Annotated in this window: 5 protein-coding genes; 3 read left to right on the top strand and 2 right to left on the bottom strand. The window is 76.1% G+C overall.

Annotated features, from left to right (window positions below; genetic code table 11):
• On the bottom strand, positions 1–1,153 hold a 1,153-nt coding region (locus tag ACWENR_RS29695), incomplete at its 3' end, for a hypothetical protein (RefSeq protein WP_452280259.1).
• Here ACWENR_RS29695 and ACWENR_RS29690 point away from each other — a divergent pair.
• A complete protein-coding gene (locus ACWENR_RS29690) occupies positions 1,118–2,128 on the top strand; it encodes a tetratricopeptide repeat protein (RefSeq protein WP_452280258.1) in 1,011 nt (336 codons plus the stop codon). The two genes, ACWENR_RS29695 and ACWENR_RS29690, sit on opposite strands and share 36 nt — an antisense overlap.
• Complete coding sequence (locus tag ACWENR_RS29685) at positions 2,125–3,141, top strand: HAD-IIA family hydrolase (protein ID WP_452280257.1); 1,017 nt, start codon at positions 2,125–2,127, stop codon at positions 3,139–3,141. Before ACWENR_RS29690 ends, ACWENR_RS29685 begins: the two co-directional genes overlap by 4 nt.
• A gap of 153 nt (positions 3,142–3,294) precedes the next feature.
• Here ACWENR_RS29685 and ACWENR_RS29680 read toward each other — a convergent pair whose 3' ends face one another.
• Entirely contained in the window at positions 3,295–3,633 is a 339-nt protein-coding gene (locus ACWENR_RS29680) for an SCP2 sterol-binding domain-containing protein (RefSeq protein ID WP_452280256.1), read from the bottom strand.
• A 114-nt stretch (positions 3,634–3,747) separates the two neighbouring features.
• On the opposite strand from ACWENR_RS29680, the gene ACWENR_RS29675 reads away from it, so the two are divergent.
• Positions 3,748–4,061, top strand: a 314-nt coding sequence (locus ACWENR_RS29675; protein ID WP_452280255.1) for a phasin family protein, incomplete at its 3' end; no start/stop codon positions are given.

Genomic DNA, 4,061 nt, shown 5'->3' with positions numbered 1-4,061 from the left:
CCGTGAGGGCGGTTTCCGTGGCGGCGAGCGCCGTGAGGGTGGTTTCCGTCGTGAGGGCGGTGACCGTCCGGGCGGTGGTTTCCGTGGTGGTGACCGTCGTGAGGGTGGCTTCCGTGGTGGTGACCGTGAGGGCGGTTTCCGTGGCGGCGAGCGCCGTGAGGGTGGTTTCCGTCGTGAGGGCGGTGACCGTCCGGGCGGTGGTTTCCGTGGTGGTGACCGCGAAGGTGGCTTCCGCGGCGGCGAGCGCCGCGAGGGTGGTTTCCGTCGTGAGGGCGGTGACCGTCCGGGCGGTGGTTTCCGCGGTGGTGACCGCGAGGGTGGCTTCCGTGGCGGTGACCGTCGCGAGGGTGGCTACCGTGGTGGTGACCGCGAGGGTGGTTTCCGTGGCGGCGAGCGTCGTGAGGGCGGTGACCGTCCGGGCGGCGGTTTCCGCGGTGGTGACCGCGAAGGTGGCTTCCGCGGCGGCGAGCGCCGCGAGGGTGGTTTCCGTCGTGAGGGCGGTGACCGTCCGGGCGGTGGTTTCCGCGGTGGTGACCGCGAGGGCGGGTTCCGTGGCGGCGACCGCCGTGAGGGTGGTGGTTTCCGTCGTGAGGGTGGCGACCGTCCGGGCGGTGGTTTCCGCGGTGGTGACCGCGAGGGCGGGTTCCGTGGCGGCGACCGTCGCGAGGGTGGTTTCCGCGGTGGTGACCGTCGTGAGGGCGGTGACCGTCCGGGCGGTGGTTTCCGTGGCGGTGACCGCGAGGGCGGTTTCCGGGGCGGCGAGCGCCGCGAGGGTGGTTTCCGTCGTGAGGGCGGTGACCGTCCGGGCGGTGGCTTCCGTGGTGGTGACCGCGAGGGCGGCTTCCGTGGCGGGGACCGTCGTGAGGGTGGCTTCCGTGGCGGGGACCGTCGTGAGGGCGGTTTCCGCGGTGGTGACCGCGAGGGTGGCTTCCGTGGCGGCGACCGTCGCGAAGGTGGCTACCGGGGTGGTGACCGCGAGGGCGGCTTCCGGGACGGTGAGCGCCGCGACGAGCGGCGGGACCGTCCGGAGTCGGAGGAGCGTACGCAGGCTCCGGCGCTGCCCGACGAGATCGTCGCGACCGATCTCGACAAGGACGTCCGGGCCGAGCTGCTGTCGTTGGCCAAGCCGGTCGCCGAGACCGTTGCCCGGCACCTGGTTGCCACGGGTCAGCTGATCGACGAGGACCCGGCGGAGGCGCTGGCGCACGCGCTGGCCGCCCGTCGGCTGGCTTCCCGGATCGCCGCGGTCCGCGAGGCGGTGGGTCTGGCCGCGTACCACGCGGGGGAGTGGCAGAGCGCGATCGCCGAGCTGCGCACGTACCACCGGATGACCGGCCTGCAGAGCCACCTGGCGGTGCTGGCGGACTGCGAGCGGGCGCTGGGCCGGCCGGAGCGGGCGATCGACCTGTTCCGTGGCGCGGACCGGGAGAAGCTGGACCAGGCCGTGGCGATCGAGCTGCTGATCGTGGCGGCCGGCGCGCGGGGCGACCTCGGCCAGAAGGACGCCGCGGTGGCCATGCTCCAGGTTCCCGAGCTGACCACCGAGGCGACCGAGCCGTGGACGGCGCGGCTGCGTTACGCGTACGCCGACGCGCTCCTCGCGGTGGGTCGCCGCGAGGAGGCCCGCGAGTGGTTCTCCCGGGCGGCCGACGTGGACGCGGAGGGCGAGACGGACGCCGCCGAGCGCCTGCTGGAGCTCGACGGCGTGCTGATCGAGGGAGACGAGGACGACGAGGCCGAGGCCATCGCCTCCGGTCCCGGCGCCCCCGGTGCGGTGCCGGCCCGTCCGGACGCCGACCTGACCGGCGGCACCGAGCCCACGGACGCCGACGACGAGCGGCGCGAGCAGGCCGGCAGCACGGACGAGGCGGCCCCGGTGGACCTCGACGATCTGGACGAGGACGCCGACGAGCGCGGCGGGACCGTGGTCGCGGCGGTGTCGGCGGACGAACTCGTCGAGGACGAGCTGACCGACGACGAGGCGCGGGCTGTCGCGGGCGGCCCGGGCCGTACCGCCGATGCCGGCGACGCCACCGGCACCGAGGGCGCCGACAGCGACGCCACCGGCACCGAGGGCGCCGGCAGCGGGGTCGACGGCGCCGGCGAGTCGGACGCCGCGCGGCGATGACGACAGGCGCCGGGGAGCGGCTGGTCGACGGGTACGCCCTGGTCGTCTTCGACCTGGACGGCGTGATCTACCTGATCGACCGGCCGATCCCCGGCGCGGTCGAGGCGGTCGGCCGGCTGCACGCGGAGGGGCGGGCGGTCGCGTACGCGACAAACAACGCCTCGCGCCGCTCCAGCGAGGTGGCCCACCTGCTGACCGGGATGGGCGTCCCCGCCCGGCCGGAGGAGGTGCTCACCTCCGCGGCGGCCGCCGCCGAACTGCTCCGCGACCAGCTTCCCGCCGGCGCCGCAGTGCTGGTGGTCGGCGCCGAGGCGCTGCGGGCCGAGGTCCGCGCCGCCGGGCTGACGCCGGTGTCCCGCGCCGACGAGTCGCCGGTCGCGGTGGTGCAGGGGTACGGGCCGCAGGTCGGCTGGGTCGACCTGGCCGAGGCCTCGGTGGCGGTACGCGGCGGGGCGACCTGGGTCGCCACCAACACCGACCGGACCCTGCCCAGCGGTCGTGGCCCGTTGCCGGGCAACGGCGCGCTCGTCGCCGCGCTGCGCACCGCGCTGGGGCGCGATCCCGACGTGGTCGTGGGCAAGCCCGAGCCGGCGCTGTTCGCCACCGCGGCCCGGCGTGCCGGCGAGGGCCGTGCGCTGGTCGTCGGCGACCGGCTGGACACCGACATCGAGGGCGCCCGACGGGCAGGGCTGGACAGCCTGCTGGTGCTCACCGGCGTCAGCGACGTCGCCGAGTTGCTCGCCGCCGCGCCGCAGCGCCGACCGACGTACGTCTCGATGGACCTGGCCGGGCTCTTCGACCCGGCGGCGGTGGTGCGGGTGCCGGACGCCCCCGACTCCGGTGGGTGGTCGGTGGCGGCGCGGGACGGCGTGCTCGAACTGTCCGGGGACGGTCGCGCGCTGGACGCGCTGGCGGCGCTCTGCGCGGCCGCCTGGTCGGCGGGGGCGGCGCGGGTGCGTGCCGGGTCGGCGCAGGCCGGGCGGGCACTGACCGCGCTGGGCCTGACCGGCTGAGCGGTCCGGGAACCGCACCGGTGCTCGCCCGAGGGCGGCGCCGGCCGGCTGGGTGACCCGGCCCGACCGCGCCGGCGGCGTTCGTGGCCGACAAGGTGCCGGCAGCTCCCGCGACCCGCCCGCCGGCGCGGGCTGCGCGGGGCCTCGCCGGGATCAGAGCAGCTTGCGCAGCTTCATCAGGTCGAACGGGTTCGCCTTGATCGACACTCGGCGGGACGTGACCGCCCGGGTGACGTCGAGCTCACCGCGGACCAGGGCGAGCAGGTCGTCGCTGCTCGTGCTCAGCGCGATCTTGGCCTTCGGGTCGTCGCCGTCGGCCAGGTCGACCAGGCGTCCGCCGGCGAGCCGGCCGTGGAAGGCGGTGTCGAGGTCGGTGATGCGGCAGGCCAGCGTGCGGTCCAGGTCGATCTTCTCCCGTACCGTCTCCGCGTTGCGGTCCAGCCGGGCGGCCAGGTCCCGCAACGCCTGTCGGCACTCGTCCACGCTGGCCACGATCGCCCCCTCGCCGTCTCGCCACGCCGTCCCCGGCACCGTACCGCACGGGCCGTCCCGGGGTGCCCGGTAGCGTGACACCTGCACACCCCCGCCCCGCGGAAGGACTCAGGCATGCAGGACGCGTGGCGCGCCTACCTCGAGCTGGCCATGGGCCTGACGGAGGCGCCCCGGAAGAAGGCCCAGGAGGCGGCGCGCCGCCTCGTCGGCTCCGGCGGCGCGACCGCCGGCCAGCTGCAGGCGCTCGCCGAGGAACTCCTCTCCACCGGCGCGGCGAACCGGGAGGCGCTGACCAAGCTGGTCCGCTTCGAGGTCGACCGGGCCCTCGGCGCGGTGGGGCTCGCCACCGCCGACGAGGTCGCCGAGCTGACCCGCCGGGTGCACGAGCTGGAGCGGCAGCTCCGGGAAGCCCGTACGGCGCCCGCCGC

The organism is Micromonospora sp. NPDC004336 (assembly GCF_053602615.1).
Note: the sequence above shows the minus strand (reverse complement) of the source record. Positions and strands in the feature narration are given on the sequence as shown.